This window comes from Paenibacillus sp. FSL K6-3182 (assembly GCF_037976325.1).
In the GTDB taxonomy this organism is placed as follows: Bacteria; Bacillota; Bacilli; order Paenibacillales; family Paenibacillaceae; genus Pristimantibacillus.
In genome coordinates, this window is the sequence record NZ_CP150265.1 from 339,388 (window position 1) to 363,589 (window position 24,202).

Annotated in this window: 21 protein-coding genes; 18 read left to right on the forward strand and 3 right to left on the reverse strand. The window is 43.5% G+C overall.

All coding sequences use genetic code 11. The features are described from left to right. Positions 1-118 precede the first annotated feature (118 nt). The 7 genes from MHH56_RS01600 to MHH56_RS01630 all read left to right on the forward strand — a co-directional run bounded on the left by MHH56_RS01600 (position 119) and on the right by MHH56_RS01630 (position 7,965). Complete coding sequence (locus MHH56_RS01600) at positions 119-631, forward strand: TlpA disulfide reductase family protein (RefSeq protein ID WP_339206140.1); 513 nt, start codon at positions 119-121, stop codon at positions 629-631. Positions 632-644: 13 nt separating this feature from the next. Continuing rightward, a complete protein-coding gene (locus tag MHH56_RS01605) occupies positions 645-1,460 on the forward strand; it encodes an MBL fold metallo-hydrolase (RefSeq protein ID WP_339206141.1) in 816 nt (271 codons plus the stop codon). Positions 1,461-1,617: 157 nt separating this feature from the next. Beyond that, positions 1,618-2,301, forward strand: coding sequence for a response regulator transcription factor (locus MHH56_RS01610; protein ID WP_339206143.1), 684 nt, complete (start codon positions 1,618-1,620; stop codon positions 2,299-2,301). Then, positions 2,298-3,557, forward strand: a complete 1,260-nt coding sequence (locus tag MHH56_RS01615) for a HAMP domain-containing sensor histidine kinase (RefSeq protein WP_339206144.1) — start codon at positions 2,298-2,300, stop codon at positions 3,555-3,557. Before MHH56_RS01610 ends, MHH56_RS01615 begins: the two co-directional genes overlap by 4 nt. Before the next feature lie 144 nt (positions 3,558-3,701). Then, a complete protein-coding gene (locus MHH56_RS01620; protein ID WP_076270674.1) occupies positions 3,702-4,463 on the forward strand; it encodes an ABC transporter ATP-binding protein in 762 nt (253 codons plus the stop codon). 1 nt (position 4,464) lies between these two features. Beyond that, the gene (locus tag MHH56_RS01625) at positions 4,465-6,807 is read left to right on the forward strand and encodes an FtsX-like permease family protein (protein WP_339206145.1); all 2,343 of its coding nucleotides are present in this window, start codon (positions 4,465-4,467) and stop codon (positions 6,805-6,807) included. A gap of 201 nt (positions 6,808-7,008) precedes the next feature. After that, a complete protein-coding gene (locus MHH56_RS01630) occupies positions 7,009-7,965 on the forward strand; it encodes an alpha/beta fold hydrolase (protein WP_339206146.1) in 957 nt (318 codons plus the stop codon). An 88-nt stretch (positions 7,966-8,053) separates the two neighbouring features. On the opposite strand, the gene MHH56_RS01635 is transcribed toward MHH56_RS01630, so the two are convergent. Next, entirely contained in the window at positions 8,054-10,147 is a 2,094-nt protein-coding gene (locus MHH56_RS01635; RefSeq protein ID WP_339206147.1) for a GxGYxYP domain-containing protein, read from the reverse strand. A gap of 420 nt (positions 10,148-10,567) precedes the next feature. Between MHH56_RS01635 and MHH56_RS01640 the strand changes: the two genes are divergently transcribed. The 4 genes from MHH56_RS01640 to MHH56_RS01655 all read left to right on the forward strand — a co-directional run bounded on the left by MHH56_RS01640 (position 10,568) and on the right by MHH56_RS01655 (position 15,143). Beyond that, on the forward strand, positions 10,568-11,044 hold the full coding sequence (locus MHH56_RS01640) for a cytochrome c biogenesis protein CcdC (RefSeq protein ID WP_339206150.1): 477 nt from the start codon (positions 10,568-10,570) through the stop codon (positions 11,042-11,044). 273 nt (positions 11,045-11,317) lie between these two features. Further along, positions 11,318-11,563 (forward strand): hypothetical protein, encoded by a 246-nt coding sequence (locus MHH56_RS01645; RefSeq protein ID WP_339206152.1) that lies wholly within the window; start codon positions 11,318-11,320, stop codon positions 11,561-11,563. A gap of 49 nt (positions 11,564-11,612) precedes the next feature. Continuing rightward, positions 11,613-13,886, forward strand: a complete 2,274-nt coding sequence (locus tag MHH56_RS01650; protein WP_339206154.1) for a glycoside hydrolase family 3 C-terminal domain-containing protein — start codon at positions 11,613-11,615, stop codon at positions 13,884-13,886. 258 nt (positions 13,887-14,144) lie between these two features. Next, positions 14,145-15,143 (forward strand): LacI family DNA-binding transcriptional regulator, encoded by a 999-nt coding sequence (locus MHH56_RS01655; protein WP_339206155.1) that lies wholly within the window; start codon positions 14,145-14,147, stop codon positions 15,141-15,143. A 96-nt stretch (positions 15,144-15,239) separates the two neighbouring features. Here the strand turns inward: MHH56_RS01655 and MHH56_RS01660 are convergent, their stop codons facing one another. Beyond that, positions 15,240-15,782, reverse strand: coding sequence for an NADPH-dependent FMN reductase (locus tag MHH56_RS01660; RefSeq protein WP_339206157.1), 543 nt, complete (start codon positions 15,780-15,782; stop codon positions 15,240-15,242). Positions 15,783-16,212: 430 nt separating this feature from the next. Here MHH56_RS01660 and MHH56_RS01665 point away from each other — a divergent pair, with 430 nt between their 5' ends. The 7 genes from MHH56_RS01665 (at position 16,213) to MHH56_RS01695 (ending at position 23,124) form a co-directional block, all read left to right on the forward strand. Next, complete coding sequence (locus MHH56_RS01665; protein WP_339206158.1) at positions 16,213-16,476, forward strand: hypothetical protein; 264 nt, start codon at positions 16,213-16,215, stop codon at positions 16,474-16,476. Positions 16,477-16,489: 13 nt separating this feature from the next. After that, on the forward strand, positions 16,490-17,230 hold the full coding sequence (locus tag MHH56_RS01670) for a sugar ABC transporter permease (protein ID WP_339206160.1): 741 nt from the start codon (positions 16,490-16,492) through the stop codon (positions 17,228-17,230). Beyond that, a complete protein-coding gene (locus MHH56_RS01675; RefSeq protein ID WP_076268609.1) occupies positions 17,227-18,108 on the forward strand; it encodes a carbohydrate ABC transporter permease in 882 nt (293 codons plus the stop codon). The genes MHH56_RS01670 and MHH56_RS01675 overlap by 4 nt, the downstream gene beginning before the upstream one ends. A 59-nt stretch (positions 18,109-18,167) precedes the next feature. Continuing rightward, on the forward strand, positions 18,168-19,508 hold the full coding sequence (locus MHH56_RS01680; RefSeq protein ID WP_339206163.1) for a sugar ABC transporter substrate-binding protein: 1,341 nt from the start codon (positions 18,168-18,170) through the stop codon (positions 19,506-19,508). A gap of 84 nt (positions 19,509-19,592) precedes the next feature. Next, complete coding sequence (locus MHH56_RS01685) at positions 19,593-20,585, forward strand: LacI family DNA-binding transcriptional regulator (protein WP_339206164.1); 993 nt, start codon at positions 19,593-19,595, stop codon at positions 20,583-20,585. Between the two features lie 28 nt (positions 20,586-20,613). Beyond that, complete coding sequence (locus MHH56_RS01690) at positions 20,614-21,585, forward strand: BadF/BadG/BcrA/BcrD ATPase family protein (RefSeq protein WP_339206166.1); 972 nt, start codon at positions 20,614-20,616, stop codon at positions 21,583-21,585. A gap of 207 nt (positions 21,586-21,792) precedes the next feature. Then, positions 21,793-23,124, forward strand: coding sequence for a family 43 glycosylhydrolase (locus MHH56_RS01695; protein ID WP_339206167.1), 1,332 nt, complete (start codon positions 21,793-21,795; stop codon positions 23,122-23,124). Between the two features lie 65 nt (positions 23,125-23,189). Here the strand turns inward: MHH56_RS01695 and MHH56_RS01700 are convergent, their stop codons facing one another. Next, positions 23,190-23,447 (reverse strand): carboxymuconolactone decarboxylase family protein, encoded by a 258-nt coding sequence (locus MHH56_RS01700; RefSeq protein ID WP_339206168.1) that lies wholly within the window; start codon positions 23,445-23,447, stop codon positions 23,190-23,192. Between the last annotated feature and the right edge of the window lie 755 nt (positions 23,448-24,202).

Genomic DNA, 24,202 nt, shown 5'->3' on the forward strand with positions numbered 1-24,202 from the left:
TATTGTCTTATGATGCTCGTGTAGAAAAAAAGTAGATTGCATGTGAAAATCATCGTAAGATAGATTGATATCCACTTTCAACCAGCATCCCAATGATCAATGGAAGGATCATGTGTAAATGAACAAAATAGTTAAAATAACGACAGGCACAATTATTATTGCGGCGTTCAGCTTGATGGTCTATCTTGGGTATAGCTATCTCAACAAACTCAAAACCGAATTATCGAGCATCGCCTTGTCGGAGCTCAGTACAGGGGAAGAAGTGGCGGTTGATTTTGCGGAGAAACCAACGGTTTTATCCATCTTTACTTCGTGGTGCCCTTACTGTAATGAGGATGCCCCAAAAATGGTCGCTTTGCATGAAAAGTATAAGGATAAAATTAATGTATACGGTATAAATGTTACGAATCGTGATGAATTATCAGAGGTAAAAAACTATGTGGAGCAGCATCAAATTACATACCCGGTCCTCCTGGATAAAACGGGGGATGTATACAAGTACTACGGCGGGGATGGCTTCCCAGCTCTGTGCTTTGTGAATACGGACGGGGAAATCATTGATTACATTATCGGATCGCTTGACCAAGATGAAATAGAAGCTTCGTTTAAGAAGCTTCTCGGCGAGACCTAAAGGAGAGATACTTTTGATTCAATACAAAAATGAACAGGTAACCGTGTTCCAAAGTGAGTTATATCAAACGACAGCGACGGTCATTCAGACGGAGGAAATGGTACTCATCGTAGATCCGAACTGGCTTGCGGGAGAAGTTGAGGCGATTAAAGAGTATGTAAATGAGATCAAAGGTGATCGAGCTTTGTATCTATTATTTACTCACGGAGATTTCGATCATATTATTGGTTATCAAGCGTTCCCTGATGCCACAACCATCGGCAGCATCGGGCTGCATCAGCATCCGCAAAAAGAAGAGAAGCTTGAAATGATTCGAGAGTTTGATCGTAAAAACTATATTGCAAGAAATTATCCTATCGCATTCCCAAGCCTTGATATCATAATTAAAGAGGATGGACAGCAGCTGCACGTAGGAGATACGACAATGACTTTCTATCTTGCGCCGGGTCATACGGAGGATGGATTAATAACGATCGTGGAGCCGTTAGGAATCATGATTGCAGGAGACTATTTATCCGATTTCGAGCTGCCTTTTATTTATCAAAGTGCGAAGGCGTATAATCATACCCTTGAGAAGGCTGGCCATATTTTTGCAACGCATTCCGTTCACTTGCTTATACCGGGTCACGGAAAAGCGACAGCCGACTCGTCAGAGATGAAGAGACGCGTGGCCATGGCATCGGATTACCTAAACCGCCTTTGTGAGGCAGTTGTGGCAAATAACGAGACTGCTCTTGCTGCGCTCTACCGTGAGCATGCCTTCTTATCCACCTTTACGGAATATTGCCACAAGGAAAATGTATCGATTATACAACGTGAATATCAGTAATATTATGATCAACGAACATTAAAACACCCTAACGAGGAGCCGCTTGCGTGCTGCGCGATAGGGTGTTTTTGGTTTATTTACGTTTAAACTTCCTTTTTCATAGTATATTATGGAAGTGACTGATGTTTACTATTCTATCAACTAATGGAGAACGCATATGAACTATGATTGCTTAATTGTGGATGACGAGACGGTTCTTGCAGAAACGACGAGTGAATATTTTAATATGTTTGAGGTCAAATCAGCATACGTGACAAGTGCGGAGGAATGTGAGCTCTTTTTACGGGAAAATGAAGCGTCGCTTATCCTGCTCGATATTAATCTTGGTCATACTTCCGGGTTTGATTTGTGCAAGAAGCTCAGACAAACGACACAAATTCCGATTCTGTTTATTAGCGCTCGGTCCAGTGATGACGATATTCTTATAGCCCTTAACATAGGCGGCGACGATTATATCCAGAAGCCTTATACGCTGAGTGTGCTGCTTGCGAAAGTGAAGGCTGTTCTCAAAAGATACGGGAATCAAAGCCCAACCGAAATGCTGGAGTTTGGAGAAGTGAAAATTGATTGCAATCTTTGCCGCGTTCGTGTGAACGGTGTAGATATGAAGCTCAAAACGATGGAATATAAATTGCTCTGTTACTTGGCGAAAAATAAAAACAGAGTCATTTCAAAAGAAGAGCTGTTTAACAAGGTGTGGGGTGACTCCTTTGCCGGAGATGGAACTCTTAATGTACATATTCGGCACTTGCGCGAGAAAGTCGAACCGAATCCCAACCAGCCGCAATATATTAAAACGGTATGGGGGACGGGATACGTCCTGGAAGATCACAAGTTATGAGAATAAAGTGGCTGTTCATCACTATCCTCTTTGTATTTGCAACAGGCAGTGCAGCTTCTTGGCTCGTTATGAATAGCAAGACGGATACCGAAGTGGATATGGTAGCTATAAATGAGGTGTTAAAAAAGCTTGAGAGCCACTGGGGTCAAATCGATCAAGCGAATTTCAGCACGATAAAGCAGTCATTCAGCGTTATCGATACTAATGGCCAAGTACGCTTTCAAACATTCGAGGGGCAATCTCCTACCATTAATGATGCAATTAAAAACAGAGATACGATAACAGATGTCGTGGTAGAGGGTACTTTAGTTGGCAAGCTTATTGTGCTAAACGATGATAAAAAAGTAATTCAGCAAATGAAACGGCAGCTTATTATCGTGCTCTTTATCACTTTTACTATGTTTGCGCTGCTAAGTATCATCTATGTTTTATTTTTAAATTATAAGGTTTTTAAACCATTTCATAAGCTGCAAAGCTTTGCAGTTAACGTGGCGAGAGGGAATCTGGATATTCCTTTGAAAATGGGTCAAAACAACCCGTTTGGCGCTTTTACAGAAAGCTTCGACATTATGCGCGAGGAACTGGCTCTAGCCAGGCAAAGTGAATATGAGGCAAACCGCAGCAAGAAGGAGCTTGTAGCCAGCTTAAGCCATGACATTAAGACACCAGTCGCCTCGATTAAAGCGGTGAGCGAATTGATGCTGCTTCGAGCTGACGATGAGAAAGTAACGAAGCAATTAACGACGATTTATTCAAAGGCAGAGCAGATTAACCTATTGGTGAGTGATATGTTTACGGCGACTTTAGAGGAGCTTAATGAGTTGAAAGTAACGGTGACGGAGGAAGAAAGCAGCGTTTTAAACGGTATTATCGCTAACGTGAATTATGATGATCAAATCAGCTTTGCGCCTGTTCCTGCATGTCTAATCTTAACGGATGTATCGCGTTTACAGCAGGTATTTGATAATATTTTGAGCAATTCTTATAAGTATGCGGGCACCTCAGTTACCATTTTATCCGCAATAAAACACACCTATTTAGAAATAAGCATTATGGATTATGGAAAAGGTATTCATCCGGACGAGTTGCCGCTCTTGTTCAATAAATTTTATCGAGGAAATAATGCAGAGGGACACAGTGGCTCAGGCCTTGGGCTATACATATCCGAGTACTTGATGCAAAGCATGCAGGGCGATATAACATGCCATAACCGTGAAGATGGTTTTAGCGTGACGTTAAAAATTAAGTTAGCTTAAAGAATTAAGAATTGGCTAAGGATTGAACAAAGCTTAACTAAGAATTGGTTTTGTATGATAGGACTGTAAGCTACATTACAGTCTTTTTTGCTTAGGGCTAGAGCGAAGCTATCATACAACTGCAGTATAAAGGAGATTTAATTTATGCCAAGCCAAATGTTAAGAACCGAAAAATTGTGCAAAACGTTCTCAAGCGGGGGAAATCAGCAGCATGTGCTAAAAAACCTCGACATTAGTTTAATGGAGGGTGACTTTACCGTTATTATGGGAAGCTCAGGATCGGGCAAATCGACCCTGCTTTATGCGCTTTCTGGAATGGATAAACCGACATTAGGCGAAATTTATTTTGAGGAGAAAAAGATTTCGAAGCTAAATAACGATCAGCTGGCGATTTTCCGAAGGAACAATTGCGGCTTTGTATTCCAAAAGGTTTATTTGCTCGACAATATGAGCGTGCTGGATAATGCGCTGGCAAGCGGTCTGCTCGTTAGCAAAAACAAGCGGGCTATCGTAGCCAAAGCAAAAAAACTGCTTGCCCAAGTGGGATTAAATGAAACCTCATGGGGCAAATTTCCGGAGCAGCTCTCCGGAGGAGAGGCGCAGCGTGCTGGCATCGTGCGCGCGTTGATCAATGATCCCAAAATTGTGTTTGCAGATGAACCAACCGGCGCGCTTAATTCCGCTGCTAGCGACAGTGTGTTGGATGTCATGACGGAGGTTAATAAGAGCGGACAAAGCATTGTTATGGTTACACATGATATGAAAACCGCATTAAGAGGGAATAGAATACTTTACCTGCGTGATGGCGTTATTTTTGGGGATTTGCAGCTTAGTCCGTTCCATGTGGAAAATAACCATAAACGGCATGAGCAGCTAAAAGCATTTTTGGCTGAAATGGGGTGGTGAGATGAACATCGTCAACCTAGCCTGGGCCAACATCAGAAAAGGCAAAAGCGCGGCATTTTCCCTTTTTATTTTGATATTTATCGCAGCGCTGCTGCTTAATGTGGGAATGACGGTTATTTTCAAAATTAATACGTTTTTTGATGATAAGGTGGCGGAACTACATGATCCCCACTTGAACATCATTATGGACAGTGCAAGCTATACGAATGCCAAGGGCGACTTTTTGAAAAACTATTCTGATGTGAGTGAGTTTGAGCTCGAAAACATGGTGTTGATGAGTTCAGCCAAATTTCGTTATGGGGATAGTGACATGAGCCATGCCGCTGTTATCCTTAATGCGGATACTGCTCGCACGATTGCACCATTAAAACTAATTGAGCAGATAGCCTTGAGCTCTGAGCCGGATATATACCTCCCTTACAGCTTTAAAGTAAGCGGCGGGTATAAGCTGGCTGACAGCTTCGTCTTTACCTATCAGGACAAGGAATATCGTTACCGGATTGCAGGTTTTTTTGAGACAACGATGCTTGGCACCACCAACATAACGTTGATGAAATATTTTTTGCCGGATACGGAATATGAGCAGCTGCTCGGCCAGCTCAGCCCCAAAGAGGAAGGCACCTTCATATCTGCCAAGTTGAAAAACAGCGAGCAGTCGATCCAACTGCTTAAAGATTACGAAGAGCAATTTCCCTTTTCCCATAATGAGGCTAGCTCTTTTTATTCTTCATTAGACGTCATGACGATGAAGGGCATAAGTACGATGACGATCAATCTGGTCGCTATGATTATGGTTGCTTTTGCAGCGGTTATTGTTGTGGTGTCATTGCTTGTTATTAAGTTCCGTGTCACTAATAGTATTGAGGATGGCCTTGTTAATATTGGTGTTCTGAAAGCAGTGGGCTATACGAGCCAGCAAATTATTTTATCTATTATGATGCAGTTTATGATCATTACCTTATTGGCAAGTATTATGGGGGTGGCGGTCACTTACACCGTTATGCCTGTATTCGGAGGCATTATTTCTACGCTGTCTGGACTGCTATGGAATCAAAGCTTTAATGCTGTAATTAATTTAGCCAGTATTCTAATTGTAGTTGTTCTGGTCGTAACCGTAACCCTTCTCGCTTCAATTCGTATTAGAAAGCTGCATCCAATAGCGGCGCTGCGGGGAGGCATTGTGACACATAACTTTAAGAAAAATCGCTTCCCCCTAGATCAAGCCAAGGGTGGATTAAGCTTTGTGCTTGCTTGCAAAACCATCGTGATGAACATCAGGCAGAACATTATGATCACTTTTATCGTTGCCGCCGTTACCTTTGCCTCTGTTTTTGCTATCGTTCTTTATTACAATATAGCAACAGATAAAACAGCCTTTATTCACCTCGTTGGTGCAGAAACCTCGAATGTCAATGTTCAGGCTAAAGAGGACGTAGATAGTGAGGCGCTGTTTGAATCCATTAAGCAAATGGATGGTGTTGAAAAAACGGTATTGCTGGACTATTTAATAGCGAAAGTTGACGATAAACCGTTTGCTATGACGATTTCGGATGATTACAGCGGGTTGGAAAACCAAATGGTGTATGAGGGACGATATCCGCAATATGATAATGAAATTGTCGTTTCGTGGGCAGTATCGCAGCTGCTTGAAAAAAAAATTGGCGATACGGTCAAAGTAGATATAGGGGAAGCCAGTCATTCTTTTTTAATTACCGGTCTGAGTCAGTCTATTAGCAATATGGGGCAAATATCATCTGTCACTTTGGAAGGTGTTCGGCACCTCATTCCAGATTATACGGGCAAGATGCTCAACGTTTACTTAAATGGTATCGATAATGCGAGCTTTATCAAAAATAGTAAAGTACAATACGGAAGCTCAGTAGAGGAATTTGTTGATGTAGATGAGACGATAAACAGCCAAAGCAGCGTCTATATTTCCGCGGTGTTTGCTGTTATGGCGCTTGTTCTCGCGATTACTATATTGGTGGTCGTTCTCATTCTTTATCTTGTTATTAAAACGATGATTCTCAAGCGCAAGAGGGAGCTCGGAATATTTAAAGCAACAGGATATACGACGAGCCAGCTAATGACGCAAATCATGCTAAGCTTTGTGCCAATTGTCATTATAGGGGTTGTTATTGGTGGCGTACTGGGCAGCCTGTATACCAATTCCATGCTGACCTTGCTGCTCTCTGGAGCGGGAATTCACAACGTTCAGTTCATTATTAAATTGCCTCTTGTTATTGCGCTTTGTTTCGGAATTGTTATGTTGTCTTACGTTGTTTCTATTCTTGTGTCGCGGCGGATCAAAGGAATTTCCGCTTATGAATTAATTACAGAGTGAGAATAAAGATATTGCTTTAATCAAAGCTTACGCAGGCGGCCTTTCGAGGTCGCTTTTTTGTGTTGTAATCATAACCGAATAAATGCAGTATCAGCTTTTACTTTCGTTATTTTTTTTGTTGTTGCAGGTGTCATTCGTATGCTACCATACGCTAAACGCCTACTTTAATAAATCGATTATATTTGAGAGGAATGAGTGTAAATGCCGTTAGTTGACATGCCGCTTGAGAAGTTAAAAGAGTACCAAGGAATTAATCCTCGTCCTGCTGATTTTGATGCTTATTGGGATCGTGCGATCGCTGAGATGCGTGCTGTAGATCCACAAATTAAGCTCGTACCAAGCTCATTTCAGACTCCGAACGCGGAATGCTTCGATCTCTACTTTACGGGCGTTCGCGGGGCTCGTATCCATGCAAAATATGTTCGGCCAAAACATATTGCAGAGCCGCATCCGGCAGTCGTATTATTCCATGGCTATACGGGAAATGCAGGCGATTGGAGTGACAAGCTGGCTTATGCCGCATTAGGCTTCTCCGTTCTAGCTATGGATTGCCGTGGTCAAGGCGGGGAGTCTGAGGATTCCGGCAATGTGAAGGGAAATACACATCAGGGTCATATTATTCGGGGATTAGATGACCATCCGGACAATCTGTTGTTCCGTCATATCTATTTGGATACTGCACAATTGGCGGGCATCGCACTGGACTTGCCTGAGGTTGATCCAGAACGTGTTTATGCAGCTGGCGGTTCGCAGGGCGGAGCGCTTACGATTGCTTGTGCGGCGCTTGAACCGAGAGTAAAGAAGCTTGCTCCTGTGTTCCCATTCCTTTGCGATTATAAACGCACGTGGGAGATGGATTTGGCGAAGGACGCGTATCAGGAGCTTCGCACCTTCTTCCGTTATTTTGATCCGCTGCATGAGCGCGAGGATGAAATTTTTGAGAAGCTGGGTTATATCGATCTTCAATTTCTTGCAAACCGCATTCGCGGCGAAGTATTGATGTTTGTTGGCCTCATGGATACCATTTGTCCGCCTTCCACACAGTTTGCAGCTTATAACAAAATAACTGCTCCTAAGCAGTTAGTCATCTATCCGGACTTTGGGCATGAGCATTTGCCTGGTTCATCGGATCGTACGATTCAATTTTTCTTGAACTAATATGAATGAAATAGAATTAAAAACTCTGACCTTATGGTCAGAGTTTTTTTTGGTTCCACTTTTAACAAAAGCCACGTATATTTTAAATCTAATCCTCGTTTTCGTCCTCCGCTAACTGCGATTTGGCCGGCAGTTTATTATAATCGCGGATAAGTGAGAAGTAGTGGTCAGCCCGTACAGCTTGATATTCAGGTCCGAGCGATTCTGTTATCGCCACAACATCAGAAGGTGTCATGCTCCATGCGAGCAGCCCGAGTGATACGAATAATGGTGATTTGCCATCCCATTTTGCTTTGGCTGCTGCCAAAATGTTTTTCCCGTCTTGTGCGGTACTTATGCCTTGAATCGTGGATACCGGCAGTGTACCGTTTATAATTTCGACACCATAATGATCTTCCCAGCTTAGGAATAGTCCTTTTGCCTTGTAAAACTTCTCATAGGCAGCTGCCTTTGATGCGCTGAGCGGAACATTCTCGCTGTTCACACGATTCAGCACATATGGAACGGTCATTCCTGTTTGCTTCATATACGTATAAGACTGCTTAAGGAAATCAGAGAATGTGGCTTCCGGCCATGCTTCCGGGTAGAAGTATCCTGACCCAGAAGGACCAGCAATGATGAGGTCATTCTCTGTTGCTGTCTTTTGAAAATAGTTCAAAATAGCGGGTGCGCCGTCATAAAGAAGCGGGCTTGATGTCCAGTTGATCGGTACTTTTCCGCGAGCAGGATCATCCCATAGGATACGCATTCTATGCTGGTTGTACTGGAAGTTGTCGCCCTCGCTGAAGGTATACGTGACGTAAATTTTATTTGCAAGCTTAGGTGCCTTAGGCGTTTTGGCTTTGACTGCCTTTGCCTTTGTACCCGAGAAAACCGTTAAGTTGCTGAACCAGTCGGCCGCAAGCACGTAGACACTGTAATTGGATGTAATTTCTACGGAGCTGAATTCGCCTTCAACGTCATTATTGAACCAGCCTAAGTAAGGGGTGCCTGGCTTGACGCCTGATAAGATTTTTTCGAAAAGTGCTTTCTGTTCCGGCACGTTGGAATCAAGCCAGAACACCATCGCTTTATTCGCAACTGCATAATCACGGAGGTAGCCGTAAGGCTCCTTCTGATCTGAGGTTGGCGGCTGGATATTGCCTGCCGATACCTTAAATTGATTCCACATAAGGACGGAGGCAGTTAACTGCTTTGTACCTGCAGGCGGCGTAAACTTATAGACAAAGTATCGGCCATTGTCTGCGAATCGGTGTCCGCCTTGACCTGTCGATACTTGAGAGCTTTGACGGTCGTACAGAAACGCCTCTTCCTCAGGCGTACCTGGAATGAACTGTGCGATTGTTTGCCCGTCTGCCTTCACGGTTACTTCATGAACGGCGGATCCCCAGCCATCCTGAGGGAAAGCGTCCTCGAAGCGAAGAAATACGGATTCTTTGCCCAAATTGCTCGTCAAATCCAGCTCATACGTATTTTTATTTTTGCCATCGCGCTCCTGCGTGGTGTCTTCTGCAATGGTCTTAAACGATTCAGGGAGTCCGGGAGGTATTCTTACGGATGTGTCAGGGCTTAATCCGACTAACATCCGATGTGTCGATTTGGCCCATAGATTCTCATATTGCCATGTGTAAGCATCCAAACGGTCTTTGAATTTGCCTTGTAGATCATCGAGCACTTTTAGATTAAATGGTGCTGCTTTCAACTGCGCGGCGAGAGCAGGGCTAGCGACAACGGCATCTTTTAACCCAGCAAGAGTAGTCGCTACATTGATAGTATCAGCAACCTTCGGATCGTAAACAATGATGCCTTTTACTTCTTTTTTATATTTTTTGACGATATCCCAGTAATCTGCATGCACATTGTAGGGAACCTTCAAATCTTTTAGCCAGGTCAGTTTGCCTTCTTCTTGGTTTTCCAGCAGATAGATGCGAGGCTCCTCACGGTTAACGATACCCTGCAGCGTTGCAAGCAGAAGCTTAATGTCCCCTGGCGCATCATAAATATCAGCTACATCTAGTTTTTTGGGGGTTGCAAAGGATGGAAGCGCTTGCTTGTTTGGCCAGCTAATAGAGCTTTTGCCGGATTTGGATTCCGCAGTTGCTGCAGCTGGTGCTGAAGCGCCAAGCGTTAAAGACAGCGTACATACGATAGCCAGACATGTGACAGTAAGTTTTCGAATCACGATCTTACACCTCGTCTCATCTGATTGGGTAATACCATCGTCATAGCGCCTTTTCCATTCCCTCCTTCTTAGGCGGCTTCGCTAATGCGCATACGGCAGTACCTAAACTATATATTAAATATATTTATGTTTAATACAATCGTTTCGACAAAGGTTCCAACAGAAGACAACTCGAGACCTAAAGTATAATAGCACAAAAGAGATAGACAGTAGTCCCTTTTACATAGCCAAATCATGAGTATTGCATACAGTAATTGTATATATTAAATATATATAATTGACGGAAAATAGGCATGCAGCATATACTTCACATAGTGGTCCCTTTATATCCAAAGGAATCGTATTGCAGGTATTTCATTCGAGTAGGTATAATATAAATTATGGAAATTCAATATTTAATTTGTAGAAAGCGGTGTTGAAATGGATCGTTCATTTTATGTGTTTGTCATTGCAATTGCTGCTCTCGTGCTGTGGAGACGAACAAGGAGCTTTTACCGCCCCATTCGAGGAGACGGCAAAAGGCTGTTGTACCCTATTCTATTTATGCTGCCGGGTCTACTATTGATATTTAATTCCAATGTCCATGCGCCGTTTTACGAATTTTTGATTGCTGCGGCTATAGGTATTATCCTCTCGATTCCTCTAATATGGACTACAAACTATGAAATTCGTGATGATCATCTTATATACGCTAAGAAGAACTGGGGATTCATCGTCGCTTTTCTCGTTGTCATTGCCATTCGTTTCGAGCTTCACCATTACATGTCCACAATCGAACCTCAAACGCTGGCTGCCTTGTTTATGATTTTAGCGTTCTTCTACGTCATTCCATGGCGAGTCGTTTCTTATATTAAATTTCGGAGACTATTGCAGCTTCAAACGGTACGAAAAGTATAATCGCTATTTTGGCATCCAAGGAGCCCTTTTAAAGGAGCTCTTTTTTTCTGTTTTCATGACACCTCATTAAAATACTATTTTTCTGAAATTTATACCATATTTTGTGGAATTGGCATTTTATAATCAACGTATAGGAATGAAACCATGGAGATGAGGGGGATTTGAAAATGAGGATGACCATGCTGGAAGTAATGGTTCATTCGTAGCTTCTATCTTTTTTGTATAAATGTAAGCGTTTGCTGTAATGTGCATTTTTCGAAAAGGAGTATGGATATGACATCGAAAGGAATGCGTCTCTTTATTTGGGGATTTGTGCTCTTGTGGGTCGCAGTCATGATCGTTTTTAGTTTTGCTGATTTGAGCTTGTCCAAAGCGCTATATAACGAGGAACACTCCTTGTTTGGACAGTTTTTTGAAAACTTCGGCGAGCATCCTGCATTTATTGTCCTATTTATCGCGGGCAGCATTCTCTTTAGTACGGCTAGGCATGAGAATCCTAATGCTGTATTCAGAGCTTAAGGCGTCTAAACATAGGTGTAATGAGAATCATAATAGAGGAGGATTTTAAATGAAAATTGATATTCAAGCGCTTATTGACCAAATGACTTTAGAAGAAAAAGCAGGTATGTGCTCGGGGCTCGATTTCTGGCATTTAAAGGGTGTTGAACGACTTCATATTCCTTCTGTAATGGTAACGGATGGACCTCATGGGCTGCGTAAGCAAAAAGGTTCTTCTGACCATGTAGGTATTTTTGATAGCGTTCCTGCTACCTGCTTTCCATCAGCGGCGGGGCTTGCCGGCTCTTGGGACCGTGAATTAGTTGGAAAGGTAGGCGTGGCTCTTGGCGAGGAATGCCAAGCGGAGGATGTGGCTGTTTTACTTGGGCCAGGCGCCAACATCAAGCGGACGCCGCTATGCGGACGGAATTTTGAATACTTTTCTGAAGATCCGTTCCTATCCTCGGAAATGGCGGCAAGCCATATTCAAGGGGTACAAAGCCAAGGTGTGGGCACTTCACTCAAGCATTTTGCACTCAACAATCAAGAACATCGCCGAATGTCAGTCGATGCGATTGTTGACGAGCGGACGATGCGTGAAATTTATTTGGCAAGCTTCGAGGGTGCGGTGAAAAAAGGGAAGCCATGGACGGTCATGAGCGCCTACAACAAAGTAAACGGAACGTATGCTTCGGAAAACGAATTTTTGTTAACGGATATTTTAAAGGAAGAATGGGGCCATGAAGGTTTTGTTGTCTCCGACTGGGGTGCGGTAGATGAGCGAGTAGATGCTCTTGCAGCGGGGCTTGAGCTAGAAATGCCTTCCAGCAATGGCAGTGGCGACAAAAAAATAATAGAGGCCGTTCAAAGCGGCAAGCTATCCGTGGAATTGCTCGATCAAGCTGTTGCAAGACTGCTTCGGATTATATTTATGAGTGTTGATCAGAAAAAAGAGAACGCCTCCTACAATGTGGGAGAGCATCATCAGCTAGCTCGCACGGTTGCTAGTGAATGTATGGTGCTTTTGAAAAATGAACAACAGCTGCTGCCGCTTAGCAAAGGAAAAAAAGTGGCGGTCATTGGCGCATTCGCTCAAAAACCTAGGTTTCAAGGCGGCGGCAGCTCGCATATCGTGCCGACTGCGCTCGATAATCCACTGCAGGAAATGAAGCAGCTGGCTGGAGACTCGTCATTCATTGTTTATGCTGAGGGTTACTCGCTAGATAACGATAATATTGATGATGCACTAGTGGAAGAAGCGAAGAAGGCCGCTAGCGAGGCCGATGTGGCCGTTGTATTTGCGGGTCTTCCCGACCGTTATGAATCTGAGGGGTACGATAGAAAACATCTAAATATGCCGGGTAATCAGAATCAATTGATTAAGGCTGTAGCGAGCGTGCAAAGCAACGTCGTTGTTGTCCTTATGAATGGTTCGGCTATCGAGATGCCTTGGGCTGACGAGGTGGGAGCCATTTTGGAGGCTTACTTAGGGGGGCAAGCGGTTGGTGGTGCTATTGCTGATCTGCTGTTCGGAGAAGCGAATCCATCCGGGAAGCTGGCAGAGACATTTCCTGCTAAGCTAAGCGACAATCCTTCATTTCTATTTTATCCAGGCGAGGCAGATTATGCGGAATATCGGGAAGGCATTTTTGTCGGATATCGCTACTATGACTCGAAGAGCGTTAAGCCGATGTTCCCGTTTGGGCATGGTCTGAGCTATACTACATTCGAGTACACAAACTTGTTGATAGACAGCAAGGAAATAAATGATACGGAAACGGTAAGCGTTCACGTCACGGTTAAGAACACAGGAACACGCACCGGCAAAGAAATCGTTCAGCTGTACGTTCAAGATGTCGAGAGCACCGTGATCCGGCCGGAGAAAGAGCTGAAAGGATTTGCCAAGGTGGAGCTGCAGCCTGGAGAGCAAAAGAAGATAACGTTTACGCTGGATAAACGATCTTTCGCTTATTACAATGTCGCTCTAAAAGACTGGCATGTCGAGAGCGGAGACTTTGCTGTTCTTATTGGGCGTTCATCGGAGGATATAGTCCTAGGCGAGACGCTGCGCGTTCAATCCACTGTCCCTCTGAAAGTTGTGTATCATCGCAATAGCCTTCTCGGTGACTTAATAAGCGATACGGAGAAGGGTCCAATCGTGCAAAGCATTATGCAGCAGGTTCAAGCAGGAATGGGAATCTTGATGTCTGAGGATAACGAAATGGCAGACATGATGGCCGCGATGATGAAGTTTATGCCTCTTCGCAGCTTGGTGTCCTTCAGCCAAGGGGCGTTTACAGACGAAATGTTAAACGGTTTGCTTCACCAATTAAACCATTCATAGTCGGAGCAAAATAGATTTTACAAAAGGACTGTCCTTCCACGTGACGGTTCTTTTTTTCTATTCAATTAATGCAAATCTTTTATATACCGATCCACAATTGAGCAGGGATGCGAGGTGCCTTTTACGGTCATAACCAGAATATAGACCTGTCAATGGAATAAAACATAAATTTACTCTAATAAAGTCTCAACTTATGTGAAATCTAGTGGTAAATGTGGTATGTTTATGTAAATTGCGTTTAACAGGAGCGGTTCATCAATGAAGGTTAGTATATTCGATGTTGCCAAGAAGTCAGGATTGTCGGTTGTAACGGTATCCCGAGTTCTTAATAAGTCGACATCCGTGCGCCAGAAAAATAAAGAAAAAGTGTTGCAGGCGATGAAGGACCTGGACTATCATCCGAACGCCTCAGCCCGCAGTCTTGCAAGCGGCAAAACCGGTATTATTGGTCTAACTTTGACGACATTGCATGATACTGTTCTTGACGCTGTAGTCAAAGAAATTAATGATAGCTTGGCAGAGCAGGGTTATTTTCTGGCACTCTCCATCTCGCAGGGGGACGAGGATTCATTCGATCGTTCGATGTTTCAAGAGGACCGTGTAGATGGAGTTATTTTGCTCTCGCCAATTAATGCAGATATATATGTGATGGAGCTGAAGAAGCGGAAAATTCCTTTTGTCATCCTTGATAACCAGCAGCGCAATCCGACGGTTCCTTCTGTTATTGTTAATAATTTCAAAGGCGGATATGATGCAACCAAACATCTCATCGACCTTGGACATACCGAAATCGCTCATATTAGCGGGCCAGATCCGTTTCTGAGCAGCCGTGAGCGTGAGAGAGGGTTTCTGTTCGCGCTCGAAGAAGCAGGTTTGCAGCCTTTTGAAGTGGAGCAAGGATCGTTTGATATTCCTTCAGGCTACGCCATTGCCAAGCGCTGGATCGATGCAGGCAAGCTGCCTACGGCGGTATTCGCAGCAGATGACTTTATGGCCTTAGGCGTAATGGACGCGTTCAAAAACGAAGGGGTTCGCATTCCTCAAGATGTATCCGTCGTAGGTTTCGATGATCAGATCTATGCGGAAGAATTCCATCCTGCGCTGACAACCATCCGTTTGCCATTTGAAAAAATTGGGCGGCAGGGTGTTGATATTTTGCTGAAGCTAATCAAGGATTCTCCAAAAAGAAATACGATTATGGAGTTTGATCCGGAGTTAATGGTGAGGAAATCGACGGGAGCGCCAAGAGGGCGTTAAGTTTAAGAATAACTAGCAAAAGAGCCAGCGCAATTACTATTTCTATAGTGATTGCGCTGGCTTTTTCTTTTTATCTTGGCTGAGTCGCTATTAATTCTAGTAGCAAGCCTGCTCAAGTGATTGAAGCGCGGTTATTAACTCCTGCTTTAATTGGGAATCGGTAATCATGCCTTCTTTATTTAGCTTCAAAGTAATATGCGGAATAATTAATGTCCCGCCCTCAACAATATCAGCATTAATCATTTTAAGGGTAAGCAAAAGTGAAGCATGAGCTTTGTCCCCGCCCATTGGAGTAGGTGAGGCACTAATTACCGCTGTAGGTTTATTCATAAACGCCGTTGTGGATACAAGCCAGTCCAACGCGTTTTTTAAAACGCCAGGCACACCGTTTCCATATTCGGGTGTACATATAAGCACGCCATCCGTTTCCTCAAGAAGTGCTCTCAGCTCTCTGACAGGCACCGGTCCTTCATCTATATCCATGTCAGGGTTGAAATGCGGAAGGTCGCCTAACCCGCCATAGATAGTAAATTCCATGTTTGCGGGGGCTAATCCGATGACAGCCTTCATTAGCGATGTATTTGAGGAGTTTTGACGAAGACTCCCCGAAATAGCCAAGATTTTAATTTCCTTATTCATCCCACTTCATCTCTTTTCTTCTATGATATTAAGCCCTCGATATGGAGTTGCCGTGTATTATGATAAACAGTCGCATTCATATTTATTATCTCATTTAAGCACGAGTTTTTAAATAACTTCTGTCTATATTAAAATAAAACCCGATAATTGAATAGCGCTTTCACATAATAAAGTTTAAACGTTTAAACAAAATATACGACAAAATTTACGTTTGATACTTATAAGAGACAAGTAAAGACAATAACAGAAACCGTACGTTTTTGTACTAAGTCAAGGGAATTTATAATCCATAATAAACAAAAAAAATATTAATTGACATATTTTGAATGTCGGTATAAACTCATGTTGAATATTAAAGCGGTTTAACTTTCGTGAATGAAAAGCAATAACAGAGAGAAAAAGAGGTGATTTGAAAAGCGATTTCGAAGAAATGCAGAAGCAAAGTAATGGTGGAAAAAAGGGGACATACAAGAGAGCGATTAAGAGTTTTTTAAATTTGCTTCTTTTAAGGCCAAAAGGAATAGGAAACCAAATGGAAGGGGGCGGTTTTACTGAAGAACAGCAAATTTCAGAGACGGGAAAACAAACACTTTTATTTATTTATTTCGCCATGGATTATTGGTTTTCTCATATTTGCTTTATATCCAGTAGGCGCATCATTGTACTACAGCTTCACAGACTACGATATTATTAACCCGCCTGTTTTCGTGGGATTAAACAATTTCAAAGAGCTCTTTCAGGATGAACAGTTTTATAATTCGATAATGGTTACGCTCAAGTACACGCTTATTAGTGTTCCTATTACGTTGTTTTTATCACTTATGTTTGCAATCTTGATTAATCAGAAAATTCCTTTTAACGGTTTTTTCCGAACAGCGATGTATTTTCCAAGTATGATTTCAGGCGTATCCATGGCCTTGTTATGGTTTTGGGTGTTTAATCCACAGGCGGGATTGTTCAACTATGGATTATCTTTTTTCGGAATTGACCCCATTCACTGGTTCCTGGATGAGAATTATGCTTTGTGGGCGCTCATCATTATGTCGTTCTGGGGACTCGGCGCAGGTATGCTTATTTTCCTAGCAGGGCTCCAAGGTGTGCCGGCTCATCTGCTGGAGGCAGCAAGGCTCGACGGTGCTGGCCGGTGGAAAACATTTTGGAACGTAACCTTTCCAATGATTTCGCCCGTTTTTCTGTTCCAGCTTATCATCGGTGTCATTGAATCCTTCCAAGTGTTTACACAGGCCTATACCATCACGCGTGGTGGACCGAACTACTCTACATGGTTTTACGTGTACAACATTTACATCAATGCGTTCAAAAATTTCCGCTACGGATACGCGTCTACCATGGCCTGGATCCTTCTCGTTGCAGTACTCGTTGTCACCTACTTTATCATGAGGACGTCGAAACGTTACGTTTACTACGAAGGAGGGGGCAGTAAATGAGTGAAGTGACCCATGACGCGAGCTCAAAGCGGATTATTGTCAAAAGAAAGCTAAAGCTTTCGCAAATTGTCGGATTTCTTATTTTATTAGCGGTAACAATTACGATGCTGTCACCGGTTTGGTTTATGCTCTCGACATCCCTGAAGACGACGAAAGAAATGCTTATGTTTCCCCCAACAATTATTCCAAAAGTGTTTGCGTGGGAAAATTTCCGTGAATTGTTTACCAATACCGAAATTAAATTCGGACAGCAATATAAGAACAGCTTGATTGTTGGCATATTCACAGTTATTGGAACGGTGCTTTCTTCATCATTCGTTGCCTTTGGATTTGCTAGATATAAGGGAAAAGGCAGCGGGCTTATGTTCATGCTAGTGCTCAGCACATTGATGCTTCCTTATCCAGCGATCATGATTCCGCAGTTCCTATTATTTATGAATCTTGGACTGCATGATTCGTTACTGCCGCTTATTCTGCCCGCTTTCTTTGGGTCAGCTTATATGATTTTTTTATTGCGTCAATTTTTCTCTACGCTGCCTGACGAGCTTTATAACGCCGGCCGGATTGACGGCTGCAGTGAGTTCAGACTGTACTGGAATATTACGCTGCCTTTAGCAGGACCAGCGCTCGCTACGGTTGCTATATTTTCATTCATTTGGAGTTGGAATGACCTGCTCACCCCTGTACTTTACTTAGACTCGCAGGAGAACTTCACGCTTCCAGTAGGGATGGCCGCTATGCTGTCATCGAAGTTTCGTTTAGCGCCTTGGAATTTACTGATGGCCGCTTCGATTCTTTCCGTACTGCCAATTATCGTGTTGTTTGCGGTAGCACAGAAGAGATTCGTTGAGGGAATCGTACTTACAGGCATTAAATAGATTTTTAAGCGTTTTAGCTTGCTTGTATGAAATCTAATAAAACCTAGGGGGAAATTAGAATGAAGAACAAGAAATGGTTATCCATTACCGCTATTCTCGCATTATCGATGTTTGCAACCGCTTGCTCAAACGGCGGAAACGAGGGTTCCGGTAAAGAAAAACAGGTAACGATCACGCATTATACGATTGACTCGCCGGACAGAACGTTTGTAGAGAAGCTGATTCCAGAGTTTGAAGCGAAACATCCGAACATCAAAGTAAAAGTGACTAAAGCACCTTATGAACAGTTTGATTCTAAGCTGCAATCGTCCATTGCTGCGAAAAATGCGCCGGACGTAACCTCTCACTGGGGCTATGGCGGTTTTATGGAATATTACAACAAAGATATGCTGATGGATATGACCCCTTATTTTGAAGACTTCAAAGCAGCGGACTACAATATTCCGGAAGATGTAATGAACATCTACAAGGTTGACGGTAAAACCTATGGTATTCCGTTAAATAGCTACGTGACCGTCATGCTGTACAACAAGGATCTTTTTGATAAAGCGGGACTTCCATACCCTCCAACTGATTACGAGGATAAAAGCTGGACATTCGACAAAATGGTCGAATATGCGAAGAAGCTGACCGTAGACTCTGAAAATTTGGAGGAAGCTCAATATGGCGTCGACTTTGGATTTGGTGAGCGCGACCAGCGTCCTCAATACTTCGGTGCGAATGTTTATTCCGATGATACATGGACAAATGGCGGCAAACCTACAGAGATCAATCTGACTAAGCCTGATGTAATTGATGCCTACAAAACACTTTATGGTCTCATTCATGATTTAAAAGTGTCGCCAACGCCAGCATTCTCCCAATCCGTATCCGGGCAATTCGGTGATCCGTTCCTATCGGGTAAAATCGCGATGTCTGTAGTTGGTTCATGGAGCCTTGCTGCCGCTGCAGATTTCAACTTTAAAGTAGGTGTTGCTGCGGTTCCAGTAAGTCCAAAAGGCGATGTACGAAGCGTGCTTTACGTGGATCCATTATTTGTACTTAAGGATTCGAAACATCCGAAGGAAGCTGCGGAGTGGATTAAGTTCTTGGTTACAACTGAAATTCAAGAGAAATCGATCGAGCTTAGCGGAGGCAATCCTCCGGTCAACCAAGCAGCTGCAGAAAAGTATTACAGCAACTTTGAAGGCATCGATCCAGCAGGCATTAAGCAAGTATTCGAAGGTGCTTATAAATATGGCTTCGAATCGTACAATCATCTGATTTCCAATTACTCTCAAATCAATGAGCTGTTCATCAATGAACTTTCTGGTGTAGAGAACGGAAAGCAGAAGGTTGAGGATGTGCTGCCAGTCATTGAACAGAAGCTGAAGGATCTTTTGGCAAGAGTGAATAAATAATGGGTCAAGGGGAGGGGCGATTTAGGCTGCTCCCCTCCATTTTATACAAAGCATGATTACTACTAGTCTGAGGAAGGCGTTCTTATGAAGGTAAGCATTGTGGACGTTGCCAAAAAATCAGGATTATCCATTGTGACGGTATCAAGGGTATTAAACAATTTGCCAAGTGTCAGAAAGAGCAACCGGGAGCGGGTTCTTCAGGCTATGAAGGAGCTTGATTATCACCCTAATGCGTCTGCAAGGAGTCTTGCAAGAGGAAAAACAGGCATAATCGGACTAGCGTTAACAACTTTACATGACTCGTTTCTCGATGCGGTCGTGAAGGAGGTTAATGATCGGCTTGCGGAAAACGGCTATTTTCTTGCATTATCGATTTCAACAGAAGAGGATGATCACATCCATCGATCATTGTTTCAGGAAGGCCGTGTCGATGGCGTCATCTTATTGTCGCCCATACGTGAGGATGAGTACGTACTAGAGCTTAAGAGAAACCGAATTCCATTTGTCATGCTCGATAATCAGCAGATGAATTCGCCAGCAACCTCTGTCATCGTAGACAACTTTTATGGTGGATATGAAGCAACCAAACATTTAATCGATTTGGGGCATAGGGATATCGCGCATATTAGTGGTCCAGAGCTGTTTCTGAGCAGTCGAGAGCGTGAACGAGGATACCATGCCGCATTGGAAGAAGCGGGCATAACACCCTTCTGTGTGGAGCGCGGAGATTTTGAAATATCTACGGGTTATCGAATTGCTCGAAGCTGGATGGACGCTGGCAGACTGCCGACTGCGGTATTTGCGTCCGATGATAATATGGCGCTCGGCGCTATGAATGCTTTTATAATTGAAGGAATTCGGATACCTCAGCAAATTTCGATCATTGGATTTGATGATCAGATTCTTGCCACGGAGTTTCACCCGAAGCTGACGACGATGCGCCAGCCGGCCGCGCAAATTGGAAGGATGGGGGTTGAACTGCTGCTGAAGAGCATAAGCGGTGCAGCCAAAAGAAATGTCACTGTTCAATTGAGCCCTGAGCTGGTTATTCGGGAGACAACTTCTTTGAGGCAATAACAAACATGAAATCAAGGGAGTGTATCCGTTGAAATATTACTTGGGTGTAGATGGCGGCGGCAGCAAGACGTACACGCTGATTACAGATGAGTCGGGCAGAATTGTAGGAAAAGGGAATAGCGGGAACGGCAATCATCAGGTTGATTATGAGGCGGCCAAACGCAACATACGCGAATCGGTTGAGATGGCATTACTCGAAGCTAATGTAGTCCACAGTGACATTCAGTTCGCTTATTTTGGATTGGCTGGTGCTGACAGGGAAGCGGATTATGAAATATTGAGACCTATGATCGCAGAACTGGGATTTGCAAATCATGAAGTGAATTGCGATACAGCGATAGCTCTTCGAGCGGGAACGGATCAGCCGTATGGCGTTGTACTGATTTGTGGTGCCGGAACGAACAGCGCGGGCGTTAACTCTCGGAATGAGTTTTATCAGTGCGGAGGCTTCTCTTATGCTTTCGGAGATTTCGGCGGTGGCAGCGATTTAGGCATTGAAGTTTTCCGCTCGGTTATCCGGGCTTGGGATGGGCGCGAGCGGCCGACTATATTGACGAACCTTCTGCTGCAGGACCAAGGCTACGACAGTGTGGAGAGCATGTTCAATGATTATTTGAATCACGATAAAACACCCCCGCTTAGAACAGTGAAGCTGCTGTTTCAAGCAGCAGAACAGGGAGATGAGGTTGCATTAACGATTTTGCGAGTGCAGGGGGAGGAGCTGGGCAAGTCGGCGCGGGCTGTCATTCAACGTCTGAGGATGGAGGCGGACAAGTTCGATGTTGTCCTTGCTGGCAGCGTACTTACTAGGGGAGAGGCAAGTTTTATTCACCCGTATATCGAACAAGCTGTCAAAAGCTGTGCTCCAGATGCATCATTAGTTAAGCTCGAGATTGAACCGGTTGTCGGAGCGGTGTGGCTTGCTTTTGAAGCTGAAGGGAATACGCTGCCGCGGGAAGTATACGATTGTTTAAGATCCGTGTCGGAATATAGTTATTAATTTTTTTGGAGGGCACCGTTGATGGTGCTCTTTTTTTATTTGGCCTTTTAAAACAAATGTTATGAACGTGGGATATGAAGATGCTATTCAAATCGACTAGATTGTTTAATATCGTCTCATGGTGACGTATAGGTAAGTCGAGTTATGCTGGAGTTAGCTAATCATTTGGTTAAGTTTATAAAATATAGGCTGGAGAGCGAGGAATAGATGAACATGATAAAAAATGAAGGTATTCCAGTAGAACGTGGACCTGTGAAGTTAACATCTCAAAATCCGATAATAACTACAATATATACGGCTGACCCTTCTGCTCATGTTTGGGAGGACGGCAAGGTTTATATTTATGCTTCACATGATATGGATCCGGCAAGAGGCTGTGATTTAATGGATCGATACCATGTGTACTCCTCTTCCGATATGGTGAATTGGTTGGATGAGGGTGAAATTCTTCGTTCAGACGATGTAGCATGGGGCAGGCCGGAAGGCGGCTTCATGTGGGCGCCCGATTGTGCCTACAAGAACGGAACCTATTATTTCTATTACCCGCATCCCAGCGGGTCAAATTGGAATGATACATGGAAAATCGGTGTGGCGACGAGTCAAAAACCGGGAAGCGGTTTTAAGGATCAAGGTTATATCTCGGGACTGGGCGGATTTGCACTCATTGATCCATGCGTGCTCGTTGATGATGATGGACGTGCTTATATGTATTATGGCGGGGGCAGCAGATGCGAGGGCGGCGAGCTGAACGACGATATGATGTCCATTAACGGCGAGATGCGCGAGATGGAAGGACTGGAGGATTTTCATGAGGCGGCTTGGGTTTTCAAAAGGGCAGACCTCTACTATCTGACCTACGCCGATAATTTAGATGGAAACAACCGCATGAGATATGCTACCAGCAAGCATCCGCTTGGACCATGGACATATAGAGGTATTTTTCTAGAGCCGACTGGATGCTCGACTACTCACGGTTCTGTGGCGGAGTTTAAGGGGCAGTGGTATTTGTTTTATCACAATCAGGAAATTTCGGGCCAAGGCAATTTAAGAAGCATGTGTATTGATTATTTGTATTTTAATGAAGATGGAACGATCCAGACCGTCGTTCAAACCAAAGAAGGCGTCAAGCCTGTAGGGGATGCTCCGGCTCCTAACACAAATCAGAAAACCTACTCTGCCAGCCGTGTGGACGGAGGAGCGGTTGTTGAAACAAACGAGCAAGGAGAAAGTGTCGTTAATCGTTTGGATATTGAGGGCTCTTATTGTGAGTTTCAAGCTATCAACGGAGAAAAAGGCGGAAGAGCGGCCATTTATATTCGTTATGCAACGGCAGAGCGACTCGCCAAACTAAACCTGACCGTGAATGGTCATGATTATTCCTTGCTTAATGCACTGTCGACAGGAAGTCTGCTGGACTATAGCGGCCTTGCCAGCATTACCGTTCAGCTAGAGCCAGGTGATGACAATATCATTAGGCTCACAGGCGGCAATGGCGAGATTAGTGTCAAAAGCATAACGGTTAGCCCGTTTCTGGATTGAGGGAATATGCAGCAGCCCCCGCGATAACAAATGGGTGCTGCTGCTTTTATTTTGAAGAAATAAACTTAACAGAAACAGTCCGGTGCTGAGGAAGATTGGTCTGCTTCCTTGCGTGATCGGTTGTCATCGTCTTCTTCAAATGAGATTAAGGCATGGGTCGCATGGCTGAGAATGGCGCCTGCTCTTGTGGATGCTGCAACCAAAACGGCCTCTAATATTTCCTCCCGCGTGCCTCCTAGCCCCTTGCATTTCTTCACATGCACATCAATGCAATAGGGGCATCCGGTCACATGAGCAACGGCTACAGCAATGAGCTCTTTCATTTTTGTCGGATTGTAAGATTCTAAGAAAGAGGGTTTGTTTTACATGACTATTGAAATTTCCCCAAAGATTATTATTAGTGGAAACGCAGTTGAAGAATTGAAGTCGGAATTGGAGATATCTAATATAATATATTAATAAATTCATTTAGTAACTTTTAATTACGGAGGAAATGATAATGGACAAACTAAGAGAGGGTTACTGGTCGATTGCAACACAAAAACACTAGAAAAACTATAAGCCAGATAGCCCCCATTTAGATGAATTCGATTCATTAAATGTAGCTGGGAAAGCTGAACGTTTACTAGGTGTCATTAGAGGAAACTCTGTTATTGCAAATGTTAAAAAGTTAAAAAAATGGTTTTATCCGTTGGTATTGGCAAGCAGGAACTACACAGAACTATTTTGCCAGAAATAGAGAGAGCTTCTTACCAACAAATTGAATTTAAAAAAATGCAGCTGGAGATTTTATAAGACTTGAAGAATATGTTCTAGCAAATAATCAAGTTCTTGGTATTACAGGTCAAGTGTATGAAAATTTAAATCCATCAGACATAGAACGAATTGCAGTTGAAACATTAGACCAAACAAAGAAAATTCCACTTCTGCAAAGTGAACTAACTAATTTGCTTGCGAGTCAAACGTTTTCAGAGGAAGATATTCAGTTAGCATGTTCTCTTCAAGAACAGTTTCGATTAATACAAAAGCTCAATAAGACTAAGGGCAAGGAACCTATTTATAGTAATGAATATGTTTG